At 67.4% G+C, this 17,349-nt stretch carries 13 protein-coding genes and 1 rRNA gene; 6 read left to right on the top strand and 8 right to left on the bottom strand.

All coding sequences use genetic code 11. The annotated features are described in order from the left end of the window. The first annotated feature begins 82 nt into the window (after positions 1–82). Both AC1DDH_RS08835 and otsB read left to right on the top strand, forming a co-directional pair. Positions 83–1,603 (top strand): alpha,alpha-trehalose-phosphate synthase (UDP-forming), encoded by a 1,521-nt coding sequence (locus AC1DDH_RS08835; RefSeq protein ID WP_476955259.1) that lies wholly within the window; start codon positions 83–85, stop codon positions 1,601–1,603. Next, positions 1,593–2,438 (top strand): trehalose-phosphatase, encoded by an 846-nt coding sequence (otsB, locus tag AC1DDH_RS08830; protein ID WP_476955258.1) that lies wholly within the window; start codon positions 1,593–1,595, stop codon positions 2,436–2,438. Before AC1DDH_RS08835 ends, otsB begins: the two co-directional genes overlap by 11 nt. A 33-nt stretch (positions 2,439–2,471) precedes the next feature. Here otsB and AC1DDH_RS08825 read toward each other — a convergent pair whose 3' ends face one another. After that, the gene (locus tag AC1DDH_RS08825; RefSeq protein ID WP_476887921.1) at positions 2,472–2,873 is read right to left on the bottom strand and encodes a VOC family protein; all 402 of its coding nucleotides are present in this window, start codon (positions 2,871–2,873) and stop codon (positions 2,472–2,474) included. 262 nt (positions 2,874–3,135) lie between these two features. Here AC1DDH_RS08825 and AC1DDH_RS08820 point away from each other — a divergent pair, with 262 nt between their 5' ends. Then, complete coding sequence (locus tag AC1DDH_RS08820; RefSeq protein ID WP_018775851.1) at positions 3,136–4,218, top strand: ABC transporter ATP-binding protein; 1,083 nt, start codon at positions 3,136–3,138, stop codon at positions 4,216–4,218. A gap of 240 nt (positions 4,219–4,458) precedes the next feature. After that, positions 4,459–5,877, top strand: a complete 1,419-nt coding sequence (locus AC1DDH_RS08815; protein WP_476857573.1) for a DUF4032 domain-containing protein — start codon at positions 4,459–4,461, stop codon at positions 5,875–5,877. Positions 5,878–5,925: 48 nt separating this feature from the next. Here the strand turns inward: AC1DDH_RS08815 and AC1DDH_RS08810 are convergent, their stop codons facing one another. The 5 genes from AC1DDH_RS08810 to AC1DDH_RS08790 form a co-directional block, all read right to left on the bottom strand. Further along, on the bottom strand, positions 5,926–7,296 hold the full coding sequence (locus AC1DDH_RS08810) for an FAD-binding oxidoreductase (protein WP_476955257.1): 1,371 nt from the start codon (positions 7,294–7,296) through the stop codon (positions 5,926–5,928). 34 nt (positions 7,297–7,330) lie between these two features. Next, positions 7,331–9,316, bottom strand: coding sequence for a glycoside hydrolase family 13 protein (locus tag AC1DDH_RS08805; RefSeq protein WP_476955256.1), 1,986 nt, complete (start codon positions 9,314–9,316; stop codon positions 7,331–7,333). 2 nt (positions 9,317–9,318) lie between these two features. After that, positions 9,319–10,302 carry a sugar ABC transporter permease gene (locus AC1DDH_RS08800; protein WP_476955255.1) on the bottom strand — a complete coding sequence of 328 codons (984 nt, stop codon included), beginning with the start codon at positions 10,300–10,302 and terminating at the stop codon, positions 9,319–9,321. After that, positions 10,299–11,951, bottom strand: coding sequence for an ABC transporter permease subunit (locus AC1DDH_RS08795; protein ID WP_476873979.1), 1,653 nt, complete (start codon positions 11,949–11,951; stop codon positions 10,299–10,301). The genes AC1DDH_RS08800 and AC1DDH_RS08795 overlap by 4 nt, the downstream gene beginning before the upstream one ends. A 124-nt stretch (positions 11,952–12,075) precedes the next feature. Further along, positions 12,076–13,374, bottom strand: a complete 1,299-nt coding sequence (locus tag AC1DDH_RS08790; RefSeq protein WP_476872196.1) for a sugar ABC transporter substrate-binding protein — start codon at positions 13,372–13,374, stop codon at positions 12,076–12,078. Between the two features lie 280 nt (positions 13,375–13,654). Between AC1DDH_RS08790 and AC1DDH_RS08785 the strand changes: the two genes are divergently transcribed. Next, positions 13,655–15,433 carry a glycoside hydrolase family 13 protein gene (locus tag AC1DDH_RS08785; RefSeq protein ID WP_476955254.1) on the top strand — a complete coding sequence of 593 codons (1,779 nt, stop codon included), beginning with the start codon at positions 13,655–13,657 and terminating at the stop codon, positions 15,431–15,433. A 2-nt stretch (positions 15,434–15,435) separates the two neighbouring features. Next, positions 15,436–16,467, top strand: coding sequence for a LacI family DNA-binding transcriptional regulator (locus AC1DDH_RS08780; RefSeq protein ID WP_476851831.1), 1,032 nt, complete (start codon positions 15,436–15,438; stop codon positions 16,465–16,467). Positions 16,468–16,636: 169 nt separating this feature from the next. Here the strand turns inward: AC1DDH_RS08780 and AC1DDH_RS08775 are convergent, their stop codons facing one another. Together AC1DDH_RS08775 and rrf are read right to left on the bottom strand one after the other, a co-directional pair. After that, the gene (locus AC1DDH_RS08775) at positions 16,637–17,137 is read right to left on the bottom strand and encodes an SRPBCC domain-containing protein (RefSeq protein WP_230007238.1); all 501 of its coding nucleotides are present in this window, start codon (positions 17,135–17,137) and stop codon (positions 16,637–16,639) included. 125 nt (positions 17,138–17,262) lie between these two features. Then, a 5S ribosomal RNA gene (gene rrf, locus AC1DDH_RS08770) occupies positions 17,263–17,349 on the bottom strand; the annotation flags it as partial.

The raw sequence follows: 17,349 nt of genomic DNA, 5'->3' as shown, positions 1-17,349 counted from the left end.
CCTGCCCAACGGACGAATAGCCCGGAAGATTCCGGGCGGCTAGGGTTGATGAAGAGCCACGAGCGGACCCCAGGGGGCACCAATGGAAGCAACGGACAGCGCCGGCCACGGCACACAGAGCACCACTGACGCGGCGCAGACCGCCACAGACGGCGCCGCCACGGGTGCCGCGGCAGGGGATCAGTTCGACTTCATGGTGGTGTCCAACCGGCTGCCCGTCGATCGCTGTTCTGACGACGAGGCCGGCTGCGAGGATGGCTGGCGCCGCTCCCCCGGCGGACTCGTGACAGCCCTGGCCCCGATGATGACCAAGACCGACGGCGCGTGGGTGGGCTGGCACGGGGCCCCCGATGAGACGGTCAAGCCTTTCAGCCACGGCGGCATCGACCTGATCCCCGTCCAGCTGAGCACCGAGGACATCGAGCTTTTCTACGAGGGCTTTTCGAACGCCACGTTGTGGCCGCTTTACCACGACGTGATCGCCCCGCCGGAGTTCCACCGCACGTGGTGGGATTCGTACCGGAAGGTCAACCGGAGGTTCGCCGACGCCGTCATCCGCCATGCGGCCGAGGGTGCCACCGTCTGGGTGCAGGACTACCAGCTCCAACTGGTTCCCAAGCTGCTCCGGGAGGCCCGGCCGGATCTGAAGATCGGGTTCTTCAACCACATCCCCTTCCCGCCGCCGGAGATCTTTGCCCAGCTCCCGTGGCGCCGTGCGATCATCGACGGCCTGCTGGGCGCGGACCTGGTGGGCTTCCAGCGCAGCAGCGATGCCGGAAACTTCATGCGCTCCGCACGGCGCTTCCTTGGCGCGAGCGTCAAGCAGCAGCAGGTCCATGTCCGGGGCGCCGATGGCGAGACCACCCACATCGCGAGGGCCCAGGCGTTCCCGATCTCCATTGACGTCAAGCAGATCAGCGAGCTGGCGAAAAAGCCGGAGGTAATCGAGCGGGCGCAGCAGATCCGCCGGGACCTCGGCAACCCCAAGACCATCCTGCTCGGCGTCGACCGGCTCGACTACACCAAGGGCATCCGGCACCGGCTCAAGGCGTACGAGGAACTGCTGCAGGACGCCAAGGTTACCGTCGAGGACGCGACCCTGATCCAGGTGGCCAGCCCCAGCCGTGAGCGTGTGGAGCAGTACCGCCTGCTCCGCGAGGAGGTCGAGGGCACAGTGGGCCACATCAACGGCACCTTCGACACCATGGAGAGCACGGCCGTCCGCTACCTGCACCACAGCTACCCCATCGAAGAGATGGTGTCCCTGTACCTGGCCGCGGACGTCATGCTGGTCACCGCCCTGCGCGACGGCATGAACCTCGTCGCCAAGGAATACGTCACGGCCCGGACAAACAACGACGGAGCGCTGGTACTGAGTGAGTTCGCCGGCGCCGCCGACCAGCTCAAGCAGGCCCTGCTGATGAACCCGCACGACATTGACGGCCTCAAGGACACGATCATGAGGGCAGTCAACATGCAGCCGGCCGAAGCATCACGCCGCATGCGGGCCATGCGCAAGCAGATTCTGGACCACGACGTCGACCTCTGGTCCTCCGACTTCCTGAAAGCCCTCGCCGAAAAGGTTGTACGCGATGACTCCTGACGCCGCCGGAACCCACGACTCAGAGACCAACACTCCAAACCCGGCCCCACTCTCGCTCTCCCCTGAGCTGCTGGCAGCCGTGCGCCGCGTCGCCGGCACCGGGCACCTGCTCGTGGCGATGGACTTCGACGGCACCATGTCACCGCTCGTGGATCATGCGGCCGACGCCCGTGCGCTCCCGCGCTCCGCCGCCGCCTTCGCGGCGCTGGCGGAACTTCCCCGGACGACGACGGCGCTCATCTCCGGCCGGGCGCTGGACAGCCTGCGGGCCGTAGCCTCCCCGCCGGAGGAGACGCTGCTGATCGGCAGCCACGGCGCAGAGGTCTGGATGGGGCCCGGCTCCTCGGAGCTCATGCTCGACGACGCCCAACGCGAACTCCTGGCCGAAGTCCGCCAGGAGCTTGAGGGAATCGTGGAACAGGCCCCGGGGACCCTTTTGGAAGACAAGCCGGCCGGCGTCGTCCTGCACACGCGGCTCGCGGCGGACGACGTCGCCGAGGACGCCGTCGCCGCGGCGCGGGCGGTCCTGCAGGACCGCAGCGGCGTCTTCCTCAAGTCGGGCAACCGCGTCCTGGAGACCTCCGTCGTGAACGCCTCAAAGGGCGAGGGCATTGCCTTCCTGCGGCAGGCTGCCGGAGCCACGGCTGTGGCTTTCGCCGGAGACGACACCACCGACGAGGACGCCCTGGCCAGCCTCGTCCCGGGCGATCTCGGGGTAAAGGTGGGGCTCGATTTCACCCAGGCCGAGTTCCGGGTGGAGGCGCCGGTGCACATCTGCGAACTGCTGGAGGACCTCCTGCGGGAGCGGAAGAAGGCCCTCGACTCCGGGAGCTAACCCGGGCCTACGGAGCGGTCAACCGGGCGTCGGTCACGACTCAGGTTCGTAGCCGATCAACCAGTGCAGTCCGTGACGGTCGAGGACCTGGCCATCTGTTGCGCCCCAGGGCTTCGGGGCAAGGGGGTCGATCACCCGGCCGTCAACGGCGAGCCTGTCGAACCACTCGTGGAGAACTGCCGGTTCGGCGGTCCCCAGCAGCGAGAGCATGAGGCCTTCGAACCGGACGCTTTTCTCCCCCGGGGCCGCATCCGACCCCGCCAAAGCGACTGCGCCGTTCAGCTGTCCGTGGGCAATGGCATCCGGCGGGCCATCGCTGCGGTTGAACTCCTCGTAGGTGAACAAGGCAAGCTCTCCGCCGAAGACGTCGGCGTAGAAGCCAAGTGCTTCACGCGCCGTGCCGGGGAAACTGACATAGATCTGCAGTGCCGTCATGCGCACAGCATACATACCCACTTCTGGCGCCATGTGTCTGACCCCACGTGTGACATCCGTAACTTTTTAACCCATTTGGCATATATCTGACATACTCTGTTTGTGATGTGGCGCACAACTACCGTGCGGCGTCACTGGGTACTCCTCGGCTTCGGCCGAGGAGTATGCGTGTGAAATCCCACAATTGAATTAACAACTGCATAAAACGACCATTCACTACGGATCGTCCGGCACGTACCTGCCGGTGAAGGGATTGATAACTGTGGCTACAGTTACTTTTGATAACGCAACACGTCTGTACCCGGGCACCGAGAAGCCCGCTGTTGACAAGCTCAACATTGATATCGCCGATGGCGAATTCCTGGTCCTCGTTGGACCCTCCGGCTGCGGAAAGTCGACCTCCCTGCGCATGCTTGCAGGTCTCGAGGACGTCAACTCCGGCCGCATCCTCATCGGCGACCGCGACGTCACGGACGTCCCGCCGAAGGATCGCGACATCGCCATGGTGTTCCAGAACTATGCCCTGTACCCGCACATGACTGTGGCGGACAACATGGGCTTCGCACTGAAGATCGCCGGCGTCAGCAAGGAAGAGCGCGCCGAGCGCGTCCGTGAGGCCGCCAAGCTGCTCGACCTCGAACCGTACCTGGACCGCAAGCCGAAGGCCCTCTCCGGCGGCCAGCGTCAGCGCGTTGCCATGGGCCGCGCCATTGTGCGTAACCCGCAGGTATTCCTCATGGATGAGCCGCTGTCCAACCTGGATGCCAAGCTGCGCGTGCAGACCCGCACCCAGATCGCGTCCCTGACCCGCCGCCTCGGCGTCACCACGGTCTACGTGACCCACGACCAGGTCGAGGCCATGACCATGGGTGACCGCGTCGCCGTGCTGAAGGACGGCCTCCTGATGCAGGTCGACACCCCGCGCAACCTGTACGACAAGCCCAAGAACGTCTTCGTGGCCGGCTTCATCGGCTCCCCCGCCATGAACCTGCTCGAACTCCCCGTTGTCGACGGCGGCGTGCAGTTTGGCGGAACCGTTTACCCGGTTCCGCGCGACGTCCTCGAGGAAGCCCACGGCCAGACCGTGACCCTCGGTTCCCGCCCGGAAGACCTTGAGACTGTTGCCCAGGGTGAAGGTCTCCAGGTCGAGGTCGACGTCGTCGAAGAACTCGGCGCCGACGCTTACGTCTACGGCCACACCACGCTCGATGGCCAGAGCCACGACATCGTGGCCCGCGTCGACGGCCGCCGCCCCCCGATGAAGGGTGAGTCCATCTGGGTCCGCCCCCAGTCGGGCCACGTACACCTGTTCGACACCAAGACCGGCCTGCGTCTCGGCGACTAGTCCCCACCGGCTCCCTAACCTCGCTTCGCGTCGGTCGGGGAACCCTGCCGGCGTGGGCCCATCCACCGGCTCCCTAACCTCGCTTCGCGTCGGTCAGGGAACCCTGCCGGCGTGGGCCCACCCACCGGCTCAGCAGACGGCGGCCCTCCCCAGCGGAGGGCCGCCGTCGGGCGTTAACAGCCCTGCTTTAGGTGCGGCCCGCCAAATACGGAAGAATTGATTCATGACCGAGGAAACCCCATGACCGAGGAAAACAGTGCCCAGTGGCACGACGAGCCCACCGACTACGGTCAGATCGGGAAACTGCCCCGGTTCGAGGCCGCCAGCGCCAATGACGACAAGGCCGCGATGGTGTCCAGCTCGCTGAGCATCACGGCCGCCGCCACCGAGCCCGAGCTGCTGGACCTGCCCTGGCACATTGCCCTCGAGGACTGGCCGGCCGAATATCTGGCAGCCCTCCCCCGCGGCATCTCCCGGCACATCGTGCGCTTCGCCCACCTCGGCGGCTCGGTGATCGCCATCAAGGAAACCTCGGAACACGTGGCCCGCCACGAATACCACATGCTGCGCAAGCTCGCCCGGCTGGACGTTCCCGGCGTGGAGCCGGTGGCCGTCATCACCGGACGCACCACCCCGGAGGGCCGGCCCCTGAACCCCGTGCTGGTCACCCGGCACCTGAAGTTCTCCATGCCCTACCGTGCGCTCTTCTCCCAGATGCTGCGCAAGGACACCCTGACCCGCCTCATCGACGCCCAGGCCCTGCTGCTGGTCCGGCTGCACCTGATCGGCTTCTACTGGGGCGACGTCTCGCTCTCCAACACCTTGTTCCGCCGCGACGCCGGCGCGTTCGCCGCCTACCTGGTCGATGCCGAGACCGGCGAACTGTACCCGGATTTGTCCACCGGCCAGCGCGAGTACGACCTCGAAATCGCCCGCGTCAACATCGCCGGGGAACTCATGGACCTCCTCGACGGCGGCCTGATCGAGGAGAAGGTGGACCCCGTGGCCACCAGCGAGCTGATCATGGACAGCTACCGGCGGTTGTGGACCGAGCTGACGGCAAAGGAATCGTTTGAGATCGGGGAACGCTGGCGCGTGGCCGCCCGGATCCGGCGGCTCAACGAGCTGGGGTTCGACGTCGAGGAATACGCGATCAAGACCACGCAGAACGGCTCGACCATCCAGCTCCAGCCGAAGGTCGTCGACGCCGGGCATCACCAGCGCCGGCTGCTGCGCCTGACCGGCCTGGACGCCCAGGAAAACCAGGCCCGCCGGCTCCTGAACGACATGGACTCGTTCCGGGCGGACAACAACCCGGGCATGGACGAGGAATACAGCGCGCACCTGTGGGTCAGCCAGATCTTCGAACCGATCGTCCGGGCCATCCCCCGCGACCTCTCCGGCAAGCTCGAGCCGGCCGAGGCGGTGCACGAGGTCCTGGAGCACCGCTGGTACATGTCCGAGAAGGAGAACCGGCACATCCCCCTGGCGGAGGCCGTCCAGTCCTACATCGACAACGAACTCCGCCACCGCCGGGACGAGGCAGCGATCATGCTCAACCCGGACACGGGGTTGCTCAAGATCCTTGAGGTGGAGACCGAGGAATCACGCTACGGCGCCGACGACTCAGAGGACGAATACCCCGACTCCGACGACTAAGCCGCGCGCCGGGCATGTTGTGGCACGGCCGGGCTAAATCGCCTTGAGCTAAATCGCCTTGCCGGGGTTCAGGATTCCGGCCGGATCGAAGAGTTCCTTGATCCGGCGCTGCAGCTCACGCACGGGTTCCTTCTGCTCCAGGCCAAGCCAGCGCAGCTTGTACTGCCCGATCCCGTGTTCGCCGGTGATCGTGCCGCCCATGGCCAGGGCCACGGCGATCGACCGGTCCAGGGCGGCGCCCAGGCGGCCCATGGCATCGGGGTCCACGGCATTGTCCACCCGGTCGACCCAGAAGGTGGGGTGCAGGTTGCCGTCACCGGCGTGTGCCACGACTTTGAGCTGCACCCGGTGCTCCGCCGCCATGGACTCAAGTTCGGCGACGTAATCCACCAGCCGCGAACGCGGCACGGCCACGTCCTCGCCCACCCGGTATTCGTCGTCCACCTCGGTCCCTCGGCTGTTGCGGCGCAGTTCGACAAGCTCCTCTGCCTCCGCGTTGGCCTCCATGGTCACCACCGCTCCTCCCGCCACCAGGACCGGGCGGATGGCCGCGGCTTCCGCCGCCGCGCCGAAGCCGTCGGTCTGGATCAGCAGCAGGGATGCCCCGCGTGCGGCCAGGTCCGAGCCGTGGATCTCGTCGAGTTGGGCGAGCGAGCCGCCGTCGAGCAGTTCCATGATGGCCGGCTGTACGCGGGCCCTGCCCACGGCGAGGACCCCGGCCGCGGCGCTGCGGAAGTCCGGGTAGAAGGCGGCGATGGTGTGAACGTCGCGCGGCAGGTACTTCAGCCGTACGGTGACACCGACCACGATCCCCAGGGTCCCCTCCGAGCCGACGAACAGCCCGGTGAGGTCATAGCCGGCGACGCCCTTGAAGGTCTGGTGGCCGGTATGGATGAGGGAGCCGTCCGCGAGGACGACGTCGAGCGCCAGGACAGAGTCGCGGGTCACCCCGTACTTCGCGCAGCGCAGCCCGCCGGCGTTGGTGGCCACGTTGCCGCCGATGGTGGACATCTTGAAACTTGCAGGATCCGGGGCATACATGAGCCCGTGCACGGCGGCGGCCGCATTCAGGTCGGCGTTAATGACGCCGGGTTCCACGACGGCGGTCTCGTCGTCCGGGTTGAGGTCCAGGATGCGGTTCATCCCCTCGAGCGTGAGCACCACGCAGCCCGCGCTCGCGTGGGCGCCCCCGGAGACCCCCGTACCGGTCCCGCGCGCCACAAGCGCGACGCCAAGGTCGGCGCAGGCACGCACAGTAGCCTGCACGTCGGCCACCGATTCGGCGCGGACCACCGCTTGCGGGAGCTGATAATCCAGGACGGGAGCCTGGTCCACGGCATAGGCGGCCAGGGTGGTCGCGTCCACGGCAATTTTCGCCGCGCCCAGGGCGGTGGTCAGCTCGTCGATGATGCTGCGCATGCGGTCTCCAGTTCGGTCGAATCCGGTTCCCAGTCTAAGACTGCGGGAGCGGCAGCCGGGTCCCGGGCAGCACCCATGCGGCAGCGGCCGGACCCCGGGTGCGGATCAGGGCGGATCGGGCGGCCTCATCCGCCCTGATCTTCCCGGCAGACGCGTCCGGCGATGGCTCCGGCGCCCCGCCCGGTTCCCCGCGCGGCTCCCGCCGCAGTTCCACCATGACCTCGCCCGCCGCGTAGGCAGGCCGCCCGGCGAGGGCCGCGAACTGGCCCCCTGAGAGTGTTCCGGGAGCCAGTTCCGCCTCCGCCCCGGCCCGGGCCACCACCACGAGCACGGCGCTCTTCCCTGTTTCACGCACGAACGCCAGGACGTCCCCGCGTGCGTACAGCCAGCGCACGCCGCCGCCCGTCAGTGCGGGCTGGTCCCGGCGCAGCGCGGTGAGGGCTGCGTAGTCCGCCGTCAGGTCGGTGAGGATGCGGTTGGGGTCGTCCCAGGGCATGGGCGTCCGGGAGGACTCCCCGTTGTCGCCTTTGAGTCCGAACTCGTCGCCGGCGAACACCACGGGAACGCCCGGCAGGGTGAACATCAGCAGCGCGCCGAGCCGCTGGCCGCCGTCGATCATCACGGTGGCCGCCCGCGCGGTGTCGTGGCTGTTCAGGGCGTTCATGTTCTGCTGACGGACATCCCAGCTGAACGCGGAAGCGAGGTCCAGGTGCGTGGCCAGGAAGTCCTCCGCGGCGGTCCGGTTGGGGCCGGGCAGCGGGGTTCCAAAGAAATTGACGTGTCCCGCGTCCCCTGCGAGCCAGGACCACAGCGGGCGGGTGAAGTTGGAGTAGGTCATGGCACCGTGCCAGTGCTCGCCGCTGAAGTCGGGTGCCGCGTCATTCGTGGCCTCGGCGAGCAGAGCCGCCTCGGGGTTGATCGAACGGACGCGGTCCGCGATCAGCCGGGCGACGTCGTAGTTCAGATCGGTGCCGCCGAGCCTGCCGGTCATGTTGCCGACGTCGATCCGCCAGCCGTCCAGGTTGAACGGCGGCCGGAGCCAGAGCGCCACCGGGGAATCGTCGTCCAGGACGAATTTCTCGCGCAGGCCCGGGGAGGCCCAGTTGAGCTTGGGCAGCGACCTGACGCCGTACCAGGACTCGTACGCCGTGTGGTCGGCATTGAAGTAGTAGTACCCGGCTTCCTCGGAGGCCGGGTCGGCCAGGGCGCGCTGGAACCATTCGTGGGCGTCGCCGGAATGATTGGCCGTGAGGTCGCCCATCACCCGCAGGCCGCGGGCGTGGGCGGCCTGGACGAGTTCCACCAAGGCCTCGTCCCCGCCCAGCAGCGGGTCCACCATGGAAAAGGTGGCGGCGTCGTAGCGGTGGTTGGAGCGGGCCGGGAAGAACGGCGTCAGGTAGATGACGTCGGCCCCGAGCGCCTGGATGTGGTCCAGCCGCTCGGTGATGCCCCGGAGGTCTCCGCCGTAATACTGGTACGGGGTCTGCGGACCGAAGCCCTCGACCTCGGTGGTGTCCCACCCGCACGGCACGGCCCAGTCCGGGAACGCCTCGTCCGGGGAAGTCTTTTCCGGCGCCGGCTGCGACGGCGTGGAGCGGGCGAAGCGGTCCGGGAAGATCTGGTACATCGTTCCCCTGCGCAGCCATTCGGGGGCGGGCCGGAACGTGGTGAGGCGGAAGTCGGCGTAGTCGGAGACGTCCCGGCTGAATAGGCCCTGCGCGTTCAGGGTCCAATACCGCGGGCCGACCTCGATCAGGAACCGGTAGCGGGCCACCGGGTTGGTCACCACCATCGCAGCCTCCCACCAGGCCCACCCGTCGACGTCGCCAAGGTTCCTGGCCGGATCGTAGCGGGGTTCGCCGTCGTGGATGGACCGGAGCCACACCCGGGCGGCGCGCCCCCAGACGGCCGGCACGCGGAGCCGCAGCCGGACGTCCGCCCCCGGTTCCACGTGCCGGGGCGCGTGGAGTGCCGAGCCGTCGTGGTGCGGCAGCGGGCCGGCGCTGCCTGGCAGCTTCATGCCTAGCCCTTCACCGAGCCCGCGGTTAGCCCGCTGACGATGTAGCGCTGCAGGAACAGGAACAGGGCCATCACCGGGATGGCGCTGAGCACGGCGCCGGCGGCGAAGACTCCCCAGTTCTCCGAGCGCTGCTGCGCCACGAAGGAGTACAGACCGACGGCGAGGGTCTGGCTGTCCGGGTCCGTGAGCACCACGGAGGCGATCACGAACTCGCCGGAGATGCCGATGAACGTCAGGAGGCCCACCACCGCCAGGATCGGCGTGACGAGCCGCATGATGATGCCGAAGAAGATCTGCGCGTGGCTGGCGCCGTCGATCTTCGCCGCCTCGTCCAGGGACTGCGGCACGGTGTTGAAGAAGCCGTACATGAGGTAGGTGTTCACGCCCAGCGCGCCGCCCAGGTACACCATGATCAGGCCCAGCTGGCTGCCCAGGCCGAGGGCCGGGATGACCTCGGAGATGCCGCTCAGGAGCAGGAAGATGGCGACGACTGCCAGCAGTTGCGGGAACATCTGGAGCAGCAGCAGGCTCAGCAGGCCGATCCGGCGGCCCTTGAAGCGCATCCGGGAGAAGGCGTACGCCGCCATGGCACCGAGGAACACGGTGGCCGCGGAGGTCACGCCGCCCACCACCATGGTGTTGCCGAACCAGCGGGCAAAGGGCCGCGAGGGCATGTCGAACAGGGCGGTGAAGTTGCCGAAGTCGATCCTGCTGAACAGCGCGTTGGAACCCACCAGGGTGCCGGTGGAGTTGAGCGCTGCGGACAGCACGTAGAGCAGCGGGAAGACCGCGAAGACCGTCACGATGCACCCCACCAGGTGGCGCCATCCTTTGTCCTTGAACCAGGCGCCGAACGGGCGCCGGCGCTGCAGCGACTTGAGGTATTCGACGTCGGTCGCGCCGGTGGTGATGGTGCCGGGGCCGGTCCCTCCACCCTGCCGGGTTTCCTCTGCCGGAGCGGCGGTGCGCGATGCTGACCCGTTCATGCGTTCACGTCCTCGAGTGCCTTGGTCTGCTTGAAACTGATGGCCGAGACAGTGGCCACGATGATGAAGATGATGATCGCCAGTGCGCTGGCGAGGCCGTAGTCACGGCCAGTGCCCTGCCCGAATGCCACCTTGTACACCAGTGTGATCAGGATGTCGGTGGCTCCGATGTCCCGGTTGGTGTCCTCGAAGCGGGGTCCGCCGCCGGTGAGCATGAAGATCACGTTGAAGTTGTTGAAGTTGAAGGCGAAGGAGGAGATCAGCAACGGCGCGATCGAGACCAGCAGCAGCGGGAGCTTGATGGAGCGGAACACCCGCCACGGGCCGGCACCGTCCATCCGGGCGGCCTCGTCCAGCTCGCTGGGCAGCGACTGCAGCGCGCCGGTGCAGACCAGGAACATGTAGGGGAACCCCAGCCAGAGGTTGACCACCAGCACGCTGATCTTGGCCAGGAACGGGTCGGTGAGCCAGCCGATGGATGCCCCTCCGAACAAGTTCTGGTTGAGCCACCCGAATTCCGGGTTGAGGATGCCGGACCAGACCAGGCCGGTGAGGAAGGCGGGGAAGGCGTACGGCAGGATCATCAGGATCCGGTAGACCTTCTTGCCCCTGAGGTCCTCGCGGTTGAAGGTGATGGCCAGGAACAGCCCCAGCGCAAAGGTCAGAGCGACGGAAGCCAGGGCGAAGGTGAAGGTCCAGAGGATAACGCCGAGCAGCGGGCCGCGCAGGCTGGGGTCGGTGAAGGCGCGGGCGAAGTTTTCCATCCCGACGTCGATCTTCCAGCCGGTGGAGAGCGTCTCGCCGTTGCCTGCCGCGAAGGCGCCCTTGCCGTTGTCGCGGTAGACGGCACCGGAGGCGGTGTCCGTGAAGGTGTCGGCAGCGGCGTCGTACTTCAGCGACGGCTTGAACTGGTAGGCGTTGCTGCCGTCCGCGGTGCGCAGGGTGCCGTCGGCCGGGTTGGCGGAGACCGGGACGGTGATGTCCAGGATGCTCTGCTGGTTGGCAACGATCTCCTGGAAGTTCAGGGTTCGGTAGCCGGCCAGGGCGTTGGCCTTCCCGGTCGAGTCCTTGCCGGCGCCGGGGGCCTCCGCGAGCGGCGCCTCGGTGTTACCGAGCGAGACCTTGCCCTGCGGGTCGGTGAAGAGAAGGTAGAAGGAGTTGTCCTTGGTGAGCACGGCGGCCTTGTAGGCCGGCGACTCGGGCACCCGCTTCTGCGCGGTGAGCTGGATGGCGGCGATCGCGTCACCCTTGGTGCTGTTGTGGCCGTCGCCGTAGTTGGTGAACGCGATGTAACCGCTGAACATGACCACGAAGACCTGGAATACGAGCAGGAAGAGCACGCCCGGGGCCAGGTACTTGGCGGGCAGGCCGCCCTTGCGCAGGTAGATCCAGTTGATCACCAGCACGACGGCGGCGGAGACTCCCAACGCCAGCCAGGACTGGCTCAGGAAAAGCATCATCAGGATGTAGACAGCGAGGGCGTCCACGAGGCCCAGCAGCACGATCTTGGCGATGGTTCCCTTCACCCCCTCGGGGCCGCTCCGGCGTGGGTGGGCGCTGCCAGCCCGCCGGGCTGAGGTTGTGGGGGCGGCGTCCGGGGCGGACGACAGTGCGGGGTCTATGTCCTCGCGGAGTTCGGTATCTGACATGGCTGTCTACAGTCCTTGGGAGAAGCTGGGGTGATGCAGGAACGGGCCGGGTGGCCTCACGGCCGCCCGGCCCGGTGCCGCCGGTTACTGGCGCTTGGGGAAGCGTCAGGAACCGGCGCGGGGACTAACCCTTGATCTTGCTCTTGATGCTGGCGGCCATCTTGGCCCAGTCAGCGGCGGGATCGCCCTGGCCCTTGATGAGGGCGAGCTCGGTGGCTCCCCAGTCGGCCCAGACGGCACTCATTTCCGGGATGGCCGGCATCGGGACGCCGTTGGCGCCGATCTTGCCGAAGGCGGCGACAACCGGGTCGCTTGCTGCCTTCTCGAAGGAGGCCTTCAGTGCCGGCGGGCGGCCGCCGGCCTTGTACATGGAGTCCTGGGCGGCCCCGGAGGTCAGGTAGTTGGTGACGAACTCGTTGGTGGCCAGGGCGTTGGCGCTCTTGGCGCTGATGAAGAAGCCGTTGACGCCGATGAACGGCTGGGCCGGCTGGTCGCCGGTGGTCGGCAGCTCGTCGACAGCGAACTTGATGCCCTTCTTCTGCACGTCCGGCACGTTCCACGGGCCGGTCAGGTAGTACGGGGACTCTCCGGCCAGGAACTTCTCCTTGGCGATGTCACCGGTGATGTTGGAGTTGATGATCTTTTCGCCCTTGTCGCCCCAGGCGGCCAGCTTCTTGGCGAACTCGACGCCGGAGGCGTCGCCGATCAGGAGCTGCTTCGGGTCGTAGCCGCCGTCGGCTGCCTTGCCGAAGACCTGCGAGCCCATGGAAGCCTGCAGCGGGTAGAGGTGGTACGGATCGCCCTGCTTCGGGTCCATGCCCACGAGGAACGGGAACTTCGCCTTGCCGTCGGCCACGGCCTTCTTGCCGTTGGCGACGACCTCGTCCAGGGTCTTGGCGCTCTGGGCAACGAGGTCCGTGTTGCGGAGCAGGGCGATGTTCTCGATCGCGTACGGGACGCCGTAGACGGAGCCGTTGTAGGTCATGGCCTTGATGGAGGAGTCCTGGAACTCGGACTTCTTGTCCCCGAGCTCCACCGGAGCGATCACGCCGTTCTGGACGAACTTGCCGACCCAGTCGTGCGGGCCAACGATCAGGTCCGGGCCCTTGCCGGTCGGGACCTGGGTGATGAAGTCGTCGCGGACAGCGGCGAAGTCCTTGACGACGAGCTTGACCGCGATGCCGGTATCGGTCTGGAACTTGGCCGTGATGTCCTTCAGCGCGGGCGCGCGCTCGGCATCGACCCACATGGTGATCGTGCTGGCGCCGGAGGCCTTCAGGTCAGGCTTGGCCGTCGCGGTCGCCGGTGCGGTGGCTGCGGCGCCGCCGCACGCGCTGAGGGCCAGCGCGGCCACTACGGAAATAGCGCCCGCGGTGAATACGCGGCGGCTCGTTCCGTTCGTGAGGGTGTTCTGCACCTTCATTGGTGTCCCTTTCATAAATCCCTGCATCCACGCGTAAGGCCCTGGAAGTCCATTCCAGAGCCCCGTGGCATCGTCGGTGATGTGGCTCACAACTGCAAGCGCTTCCAAAGTACACGCTAGGTGCCACTTTGAAAAGTCACCGCACCGGCCCGGGGCGAGGGGCTCCGCTGGCTGGCCGGACGCCGGGCCGGGGACAGTCCAACGACTGGCCGAAACTGCCCGATTCGAATGTGACTGGAAGCGTTTTCATTTTCCCGGTGTGGGACTTACGATTACCGTCATGTCCGTTGATTCAGTTCTCCTCTCCCCCGCCGCGCAGGCCGGCCCCCTGACGGGCCCGCTGACCCCGGTGCACGCCGCAGACCACATCCCGGGATGGTGGCGGTCCGCCGTCATCTACCAGGTCTACCCTCGCTCGTTCCGGGACCTGAACGGCGACGGCATCGGCGACCTCGCCGGAATCACCGCCGAGCTTCCCCGGCTCGCCGACCTGGACATCGACGCCGTCTGGCTTTCGCCGTTCTACCGGTCTCCGCAGCGCGACGCCGGCTACGACGTGAGCGATTACTGCGACGTCGACCCCCTGTTCGGCACGCTGAACGACTTCGACGCCATGATTGCCGAGGCCGCGCGGTTGGGACTGCGGATGATCGTTGACCTCGTGCCCAACCACTGCTCGGACCAGCACGCGGCCTTCCAGGCCGCCCTGGCCGCTCCCGCCGGCAGCCCGGAGCGGGACATGTTCATCTTCCGCGACGGCAAGGGAACCTTCGGCGAAGAACCGCCGAACAACTGGCAGTCCCACTTCGGCGGGTCAGCGTGGACCCGGATCACCGAACCCGACGGGACCCCGGGCCAGTGGTACCTGCACCTCTTCGACTCCTCCCAGCCGGACTTCAACTGGGACAACCGCGCCGTCCACGTGGAATTCGAGCGGGTCCTGCGCTTCTGGCTGGACCGCGGCGTCTCCGGTTTCCGGGTGGACGTGGCGCACGCCCTCGTGAAGGCCACCGGCCTGCCGGAGTGGGGCGGCCGCGCCGACGGCAGCAGCTCTGACGGCTTCCCCGGACGCGACGCTCCGATGTTCGGCCAGCCTGCCCTCCACGACATCTACCGCCAGTGGCGGCTGATTCTCGCCGAGTACGGCCCCGACCGGATCCTCTGCGCCGAGGCAAACGTTGACCCGCTCCCCCGGCTCGCCGACTGGGTGCGCCCGGACGAAATGCATCAGGCCTTCAACTTCCCCTACCTCCATGCCGGCCTGGACGTGCATCGCATGCGCCACGTCATCACCGAGTCACTGACGTCGCTGGACGCCGTCGCCGCCCCCAGCACGTGGGTGCTCTCCAACCACGACGTCGTCCGCCACGCCACCCGCTTCGGATACAATGGGCAGGCGCCGCGCGACGGTGACGGAATCGGCACCTGGGATCCGCAGCCGGACGAGGACCTCGGACGCTCCCGCGCGGCAGCGGCGTCCCTGTTCATGCTCGGGCTGCCCGGCGGGGCTTACCTCTACCAGGGCGAAGAACTCGGCCTCCCGGACGGGATCGACATCCCGGACACCCGGCGCCAGGACCCCACCTTCGCCCGCACCGGCGGCGCACGGCTGGGCCGCGACGGCTGCCGCGTCCCGCTGCCCTGGCGGGCCGGAGAACTCCACGCAGGATTCGGCCACGGGCAGGACCCCTGGCTGCCGCAGCCGGAAAGCTTCGCCCGGCTGGCGCGGGATGTGCAGGCCGCTTCGCCGGCGTCGCACCTAAGCCTCTACAAGCGCATGCTGGAGCTCCGCCGCCGGCTGGACCTGGGCCGCGGCTCACTGTCCTGGTACGAGGACCTGTGCACGGACACGAGCCTTGCCTTCCTCAACGGCTCCACGCTGGTGCTGCTGAATGTGGGGTCCGAGCCCTTGGAACTGCCCACCGGGCGGGTGCTGCTGCGCAGCTCAACGTCACCGGAGGCCGGCTACGACGTTGGGGGCATGGACAGCGCCGGCGATCCGTTAAGCTCAGGTGAAACTGTTTGGCTGGAAATCTACATCGAGGACACGGAGGGCTAGGCATGCCCGGCATCAAGGACGTCGCGGAACGGGCCGGCCTCTCCATCGCCACCGTTTCGCGCGCCTTGAGCGGCAAAGGCAACGTTTCCCCGCGAAGCCGGGAACGCGCCCAGACCGCCGCCGCTGAGCTTGGCTTCGTCCTGTCCTACCACGCCTCCAGCCTGGCCTCCGGGCGCAATCACAATGTCGGCCTTGTTGTCCCCTCGGTCCACCGGTGGTTTTTTTCCTCGGTGGTCGAAGGTGTCTCTGCCACCCTGCTGGACGCCGGCTACGACCTCACGCTGTACAACGTCAGCGAGGGCCGGGAGCGCCGCCACAGTGTTCTGAACGACTTCCTGCTGCGCAAACGCGTGGATGCTGTGATCGCAGTGTCCTTGGAGCTCTCCGAGGCCGAGATCGACCAACTGCTGGCCATCCACCGTCCGATCGTCGGGATCGGCGGCCCGTTGCCTGGCGCGTCGACCATCCGCATCGATGATTCCGGCATCGCGGAAGCCGCAGCCCGCCACCTGATCCAGCTCGGCCACAGCAAAATCGCCCATATGACCGGCGATGCCGCCTACGACCAGGATTTCCGCCTTCCCGGGACACGCCAGGCGGGCTTCAAGAAAGCCATGCGCGACGCCGGGCTGACGGTCCGTCCGGAGTGGCAGATCTCCGCCGATTTCACGATCCAGGGCGCCTATGCCAACGCCCGTACGCTGCTCGGCACCTCACCGGAGCGCCCCACGGCCGTCTTTGCCGCCTCCGATGAGATGGCGATTGGGACGATCCTCGCTGCCCGGGATTTCGGCCTGCGGGTGCCGCAGGACCTCTCCGTCATCGGCATCGACGGCCATGAACTTGGTGAGGTCTTCGGGCTGACCACGTTCGATCAAGACGCGCGGGGCCAGGGCGCGCTGGCCGTGCGGCGCTTGTTGGCCAGGCTCGACGGCGCCGGAGACGCGGCGGCCCCGCACACCGAATACCCTACGCGCTTTGTCATCCGGTCCAGCACCGCCGTTCCGCCCCTTGACCAAGGACCGATCCGCTAGTCTCCGGCTATTTTCTCCGTGGCGGCGTTCCTGCCCAGTTCCTCGTTCCATTGCCTGGCCGTCTGCCCAGAACGGCCCGGAAGGCCGGGGAGGCCCCACGGGTTCTCCGCCCCGGTCCACCGAGCAACTGGGAAGCAACGCCTCGATCCGGCCCACAGGCCAAGCAAGCTCAGGCGCCGGCGCCGCCCATGAAGCGAACAAAACGGTCCAGGACGCCGGGCCAGCCGGCCGCGTAGTCTGCCCGGGCGGCCGCGGGATCCTCGGCGCCTTCCCAACCGCTGTGAACCAGGCGGAGCTCTGTTCCCTCGCCGACCGCCTTGAAGGCCACCCGGAGCTCAGTGGACCATATGGCAGTGGTCCCAGGGTGCCAGCTGGCATGGAAGGACAACGGCGGCTGCCAGTCGTCAATGGATCCCCACACGGCTGTCCGGCCATCATCAGCGGTCTCCATGATGAGGCTCTCCTCGAACTCCACGTAGGAGCCGGCGCCATAGACGCTGTGGTCCTCCAGCGGCCACCAGAGGTGCGTATGTTCGGTGAATCCCACAAAGGCCCGGGCGACGGCGCCGGGTACCACCACCGTGTAGACAACCGGCTCCAGGCCGTCTGCTACCTCCGGCTCGGGGCCATCAGAAGGGTCAACGGGAGCATGGCTGAAGAGGTTATCCATGGGCACCAACTCTACCCGCGCCGCCCAACCGGACCCGCATGGGGTTTCGGCTTGAGTATTTCGTATGGGTCGTTAAATGCGGGAGGACCCCCACGTGTGGTGGGGGTCCTCGACCGTTAATGGTGTTCCGGCGGTGACCTACTCTCCCACACCCTCCCGGGTGCAGTACCATCGGCGCTGTGGGTCTTAGCTTCCGGGTTCGGGATGGGACC

Source organism: Arthrobacter sp. 10T425 (assembly GCF_056393985.1).
This window is presented reverse-complemented; position numbering and strand designations above follow the sequence as displayed.

Coding starts and splice junctions, on each gene's coding strand:
- AC1DDH_RS08800 (WP_476955255.1), bottom strand. CDS start 10,302: ATGAACGGGTCAGCATCGCGCACCGCCGCTCCGGCAGAGGAAACCCGG.
- AC1DDH_RS08810 (WP_476955257.1), bottom strand. CDS start 7,296: ATGCGCAGCATCATCGACGAGCTGACCACCGCCCTGGGCGCGGCGAAA.
- AC1DDH_RS08795 (WP_476873979.1), bottom strand. CDS start 11,951: ATGTCAGATACCGAACTCCGCGAGGACATAGACCCCGCACTGTCGTCC.
- otsB (WP_476955258.1), top strand. CDS start 1,593: ATGACTCCTGACGCCGCCGGAACCCACGACTCAGAGACCAACACTCCA.
- AC1DDH_RS08825 (WP_476887921.1), bottom strand. CDS start 2,873: ATGACGGCACTGCAGATCTATGTCAGTTTCCCCGGCACGGCGCGTGAA.
- AC1DDH_RS08775 (WP_230007238.1), bottom strand. CDS start 17,137: ATGGATAACCTCTTCAGCCATGCTCCCGTTGACCCTTCTGATGGCCCC.
- AC1DDH_RS08790 (WP_476872196.1), bottom strand. CDS start 13,374: ATGAAGGTGCAGAACACCCTCACGAACGGAACGAGCCGCCGCGTATTC.
- AC1DDH_RS08805 (WP_476955256.1), bottom strand. CDS start 9,316: ATGAAGCTGCCAGGCAGCGCCGGCCCGCTGCCGCACCACGACGGCTCG.
- AC1DDH_RS08835 (WP_476955259.1), top strand. CDS start 83: ATGGAAGCAACGGACAGCGCCGGCCACGGCACACAGAGCACCACTGAC.
- AC1DDH_RS08780 (WP_476851831.1), top strand. CDS start 15,436: ATGCCCGGCATCAAGGACGTCGCGGAACGGGCCGGCCTCTCCATCGCC.
- AC1DDH_RS08785 (WP_476955254.1), top strand. CDS start 13,655: ATGTCCGTTGATTCAGTTCTCCTCTCCCCCGCCGCGCAGGCCGGCCCC.
- AC1DDH_RS08815 (WP_476857573.1), top strand. CDS start 4,459: ATGACCGAGGAAAACAGTGCCCAGTGGCACGACGAGCCCACCGACTAC.